This window comes from Kitasatospora sp. NPDC091257, from assembly GCF_044757675.1.
Classification (GTDB): Bacteria; Actinomycetota; Actinomycetes; order Streptomycetales; family Streptomycetaceae; genus Kitasatospora; species Kitasatospora lactacystinica.
On the sequence record NZ_JBIVVI010000553.1, the window covers coordinates 1 to 5,784 of the forward strand.

Below are 5,784 nucleotides of genomic sequence, written 5' to 3' on the forward strand. Positions count from 1 at the left end.
CCCTCGGTCCAACTCGGATGGGCCCGCCTCGCTGACCGCTCCCTCCCTGACGAGCACCCGCCGTCTACCCGCCCAGGGTGCCTCGGCCGCCTCGGAATGTCCGCCACGGCCGCGCGAGGCCGCCGGACAGTGCAGGGTTTGTTCAAGACGGCCGTGACGGCGTGCCGTTACGACCGATAGTGCTTCGTGGACCTCGGCGTTGTCAGTGAGTCCCGGCGCGGGGCTGTGGCGATCGATGATCCCATGATGTGCCGACGGGAGGTGCCGAGCAGGGCCAGCATCACCAGGCTCGCCCATAGCGCACGCCTATCAGCGGGCCGATCCTTCAGACCAGTGTCTACTGCCGGCCGGGCCAGGAGGATCCAGCGCCCGGCCTCCGCGGTACTCCGACGCCCGGTGAAGCTGACAGGTCGTCGCGCCAATTCGGGGCTATGAGGTCATCTCATTTGGATAGCTGGACAGGCTTCGCGGGTGGTGATCGTGGAGCGTCTGGTGCCGGACGAGTCGTGGGCGCCATTCCGGTTGGTGGTACCAGCCACGCCTACACGTCCACAGAGTGGCGGTCAGCGTCGGTACGGGGATCGCGAGGTGCTTACGGCGATCGTTTTCGTGGCGACATCGGGGTGCACGTGGGCCAAGTTGCCACCGTGCTTCGGGCCGTCCGGCCTGACGGCTCACCAGCGCTTCACCGAGTGGAGCAAGGCCCGGGGCCGGGCGAAGCTCCACCAGGTCGTTCTGGACGGACTCGGCAGCCGCGGTGAGCTCGACTGATCCCGTTGCGCAGTCGACTCGGTCAACATGCGCGCCCTGAAGAGGGGGAATTGACGGGTCCGAATCCTGTCGATCGGGGCAAGTACGGCTCAAAGATCTACTTGCTCATGGAGCATACCGGTTTATCCCTGTCGCTCGCGATCCCGGGCGCCGCCGCCCACGAGAGCCAGGCACCGCCGCTTCATCCATTCCTACCTTCGACGACGTCAGATCATCGTCCACATCGCCCGCCGAGGCGTCGAGTCATCGAATCTCCTTGGCCGGCACCGCCGGGTGGTCGAATTGATGATATGTCCTTCGATGCCTCGCTCCGCAGCCTCGATGCAAGGGAATTTCCACACCGTCCGGCGAGCCATAGAAGGCAAGCTTGTAGTGCTGGGGCATGATTCCAGCGACCTCGGTGATTCGCACAATACGGTCATTGAATCCTGACAGGAGAGAAACGATCTTTAATTCGCCAATTATTGCCGCAACGAGTGATGAGGACGCAACGGAAATGTCCTACCTCCTGGCTCGGCTGCATGTAGTAGAGCAACGCGTGAGGCGTGCATTGTTCGAGCGCCTCCGGACCTCCCCGGAAGGCACCGGCAACCCATATCGAGGGCTTTATGTTACTGAGCAAACAATCATTCGATTGCTCGGCGCATCTCCCACCTTCGACCTGGATTCGCACCATGACGGAGAAGATGAGGAACCCATTGGCGACGGTCTGACGAATGAAATCAAGAGATCGCTGGCGACGGCAAATGCTATGGCAAACCGCATCGAGGCCAGCGGTGTCCACGTACGGATAAGAGGTCTGGCCAAGAACTGCAGGCTGTCAGCGCTGGATACCGAGCTGCTACTGATCGCCTTCGCACCTGAGATCGACCCCCGCTTCGGTCGGTTCTACGGTTACCTGCACGACGATATCAGCCGCCGCTGGGCCTCCGTCGGCCTCGCCCTGGAGTTGTGCGGGGCAACGCTCATGGGTGCCGAATTTCGCACACGCCTCAGTCCAGGATCACCTCTGCTGGACTACAAGCTGCTCACCATCGAGGACGACGACCAACCACTTCTAGCCCGCAGCCTCCGCCTGGAGGAAAGGGTCGTCGGCCATCTACTGGGCGACGACCGGCTCGACAATCGACTGCATGGCATCGCTCGATGTCTGACCTGCCCGAACTTGCCGGTGGGTACCCAGGCGAAGGCCGAGGCGGACCGGCTCGCTGCTCTCCTCATCCCCAGCACCATCGACGGCCGCCTCGTCTACCTGCGCGGGACGCCGGACAGTCCGGTGACTGAGGTTGCTGCCACAATCACGACTGCCGTAGCCCGCGACCGTGGCAACACAGGTGAGGTAGTGATTGTTGACCTCTCCAAGGTCCCTGCCCCAGTAGACATCCAGCTTGTGCTGGATAGCGCCGCCAGGGAAGCGCGCCTTCGTGGGACAGGTCTGGTCATCGGCCCGCTCGAACGCCTGCCGGTCGCGGCGGCAGAACGGGCGGAGGTGCTACGCGACCTGAACGACCTGGCAATGCCTGTCGTACTCACCGGCTCCAGTACCTGGGATGCACGCTGGTCCGATCCGATGCCGCTGGTGGCTGCGTTGGCCCCGAGTGGACAACACGATTATAGCCAATGGTGGAAGGCGGAACTGGGTGAGCCTCACGGCACACTCGCCGACTCGACAGCCCTGTCCCTCTACCGGCTGGCTCCTCATCAGATCCGCACCACCGTCACGGCTGCCAGTGCCCAAGCAGCTTTTGAACAAAACCCATTGATGGTCAACCAACTCTGCCGGACCGCCCGTCTGCACAACTCCGCAGATCTGGAGCGCCTTGCGTGCCGAATCGAGCCGTCCGCAACCTGGGACGACCTGGTACTGGCTGACCTGCCCAAGCAGCAACTGCACGAACTGGCTGACAGGATCCGTCACCGCGACACCGTACTGAGCGACTGGCGGCTGCGCCCGGCGCACGGCCGCGGCAGAAAGGTGGTGGCACTGTTCACCGGCGAGTCCGGCACCGGCAAGACACTGGCCGCCGAGGTGCTGGCATCCGGGACGGGCGTCGACCTGTATGTGGTGAATCTCGCCACCGTGGTGGACAAGTATATCGGCGAGACGGAGAAGAACCTTGAACGGATCTTCACCGCAGCCGCAGAAGTACGTGGAATGCTCTTTTTCGACGAAGCCGACGCGCTTTTTGGCACACGCTCACCGATTTCCGATGCGCACGATCGCTACGCGAACATCGAAGCCGCCTATCTGTTGCAGCGCCTGGAAACCTTCGATGGAATTGCGGTGCTGGCAACAAACCTTCGTGGCAATGTTGATCAAGCGTTCTTGCGCCGCCTGGACGGGATCATCCATTTTCCAAGCCCGGGGGTCGCCGAGCGATCCAAACTTTGGGATCTTTGCTTGGGCTCCGCTCCGCCGCGCGACCTTGATCTAGATCTTCAGCTAGTTGCCTCAGCCTTCGAGCTGACCGGAGGAAATATCCGGTCATGCGCACTCACCGCCGCATACCGGTCTGCTCGTACTGGGCACCCCATTACCACGTCCGACCTGTTCGCCGCGGTCGAAGCCGAGTACCGCAAGATGGGCCGCTTGGTTGATGAGAGCCAATTCGGAGAGCGGTGATTGTCAACGCCCTTTCGAAGTCGACTTGCGGCCGGATCCACAAAGTCCTCTCGGCGTTGGCGGGGAAGCTTCCACGCGCGTCTCTCGCAGCGCAATGGCTACCAGGCGGGTGATCAGCTGTCGGGTAGGCACTGCGACACCTGTCTGGACGACATCAAGGGTTCAAGTTTAGCAGCCCCGGATTTTCCCCAATCGAATTCGATGAAGGAGAGGTAGCCGCGCTCCGTCTCAGGCCAGCATGTTATACGATTTGCACTCTTGCCGACGGAAATTCAGGAGAGAATATGCGCATTCGATCCGGCACTCTCGCAGCCACCCTGACTGCTGCCGCCGTGCTGACCACAGCAGCACTTCCAGAGCAGTCGGTGGGGCAGCTATCGGTTCCCCCGATTCCACAGCCGTTGATGCGGCCATGGGGTCCCCTGATGCCATTTTCTGTTATGTCATCGAATTCCCCACCCTCGCTCGAGTCTATTTCTTCGGGAAATTCGGCATCGTCATCGCCCCTGGCGCGGCCGTCGGCAGCATCTGCGTCAACGGTTTGCATCCCGACAAATGGGTCGTGCGATATTCAAGTCAAACTTGATCCGAAGAACAAATCAGAAACTCACCATTTGACTCTCCATTTGGTCTGGTAAGAAGTTTTCCCACGAAGGGGTGATCATCCAGCGATCGTGGCATGCACCTTCGTGATCGATCGTCCTGCCATGACCAGACGGGCAGCGCCAGGCCCGCAAGACCAGATCCTGGCCACGGCCTCCTTGCCGACCCGGTGGAACGATACGTCCGCGAGCGCCTTCCGCTCTAGCATCGCCCGGGCCGGCGCGGCTTTCTGGAAATCTCGCATGGAACTGCAAGGCCACGATTCAACCTGTCCGTCCGGGTGAGGGAGATGTTCTCATCTTGGCGTTTTCGAGCCGGTGATCCCTACTTCAAATCCGCTGTCCAATGGATCAAGCGCTCACTCTGAAAGGAATCAGGTAGTCCACGGTGGATCGAATCACGGTAAGTGTTCATGCTGAGGACCCGCTCTTGGAAGCTGGCGTGGTGAGCTATCTCCGGGTACGGCCAGAGATCCAGCTACTTACGGCCGATGACGACACTGCCGGCGAAAGCGAACAGCCGGTTGTCAACCTTGTCGTGGCCGAGACTCTGAGTGAACCGATCCTGAAGACGCTGCGCCAGCTGCATTACTCGAGCTCTGGCTCTTCGACGACACTCCTCATCGGACACATCGAAGAAGCCGATCTGATGGTTGCCGCATCCTGTGGAGTCCGCGCACTACTCTACCGGGACGTTCTCACCTCCGAACATCTCGTGTCGACTATCGTCTCCGTGGCCAACGGGGAGGGTGCCGTTCCCGGTGATCTGCTGGGACGCCTACTTGGCCAGGTGGGACAGTTGCAGCAGCGGGTTCTCAACCAACATGGTCTGACCATCGGTGGCCTCACCAAAAGGGAGGCGGAGATCCTGGAGCTGGTGGCTCAGGGTTACGACACCGCAGCAATCGCCCGACGAATCGGCTTCTCAGAGCGGACCGTCAAAGCTCTTCTGCACGGTGTGGTCGTCCGGTACGGGTTGCACAACCGGACTCATGCCGTTGCCTACGCGATCCGCCAGGGCCTGATTTGAGAGCCGTGGATCTTAGTGGGCGTTTTGTTGATCTTGTTCTTATATAAGGCTTTCATTCATGCCTGCTTTCGCGGCACTACGCCCAATAAGAGCAGATTACTTTGTCATCGATTGCCGGCTGGGCTGTCCGCCTCATCCGCTTCTGCCGACCATCTGAGGCCCTTCATCAGATATGGCCTACCGGGGTAGGGCTGCCCGGCGGGCAGCAGTAGAGCGCTCCGGGTGCGGAGTCTTGACCGCACCGGTCGATCCGTCGCTGTAGCGAACGATGCACCGTTCCTCCGGAAGGGCCCCGCATCTGGAGCAGGGGAAGCCGAGCCAGCCGGCGCCGGGATCTGCCCATCCGGTGGCCAGAGCGTGCACCGCTGATGGCGGCAACGGCGTCTGGCCGAGTTGCCAGGGAGACTGCAGCGGCCGTGTGCTGGTTGCGCTTGGGTCACACACCTTGTGGACGGGCTTGCCCCGGGTACCGCGCACGTTGCTGAACAGGGTGGGCGACTCTGTGATGGGATAGCCGCACACCGCGCAGACAAACGGGTGGTGTCGGGTGCTTTGGCGCTGGAGCGGGGCTGCTGTGCGGGCACGACCTCTGCCATTTGGTCCGCTCGAGTCACGGTGACCGGCGCGGCGGGTGGAGTGTCGTACGAGCGGAGGTCGGGGGCGGCGGCGTGGGTCTGCCCCTTGCGGCCGCCTCTGCCGATACGTCGGACCATGACCAGCACCGTAGGGCACCGTTCCCCGATCGGAGGGGGAGGATG

The 5,784-nt window shown here is 61.9% G+C and carries 2 protein-coding genes and 1 pseudogene; all 3 read left to right on the top strand.

The window, feature by feature from the left end; genetic code table 11:
• Nucleotides 1-471 precede the first annotated feature (471 nt).
• A pseudogene (locus ACIQOV_RS24105) lies at nt 472-1,053 on the top strand (transposase); the annotation flags it as partial.
• 139 nt (nt 1,054-1,192) lie between these two features.
• Nucleotides 1,193-3,394, top strand: coding sequence for an ATP-binding protein (locus ACIQOV_RS24110; RefSeq protein WP_401051621.1), 2,202 nt, complete (start codon nt 1,193-1,195; stop codon nt 3,392-3,394).
• Nucleotides 3,395-4,426: 1,032 nt separating this feature from the next.
• Entirely contained in the window at nt 4,427-5,026 is a 600-nt protein-coding gene (locus tag ACIQOV_RS24115; protein ID WP_401051623.1) for a response regulator transcription factor, read from the top strand.
• Nucleotides 5,027-5,784 lie beyond the last annotated feature (758 nt).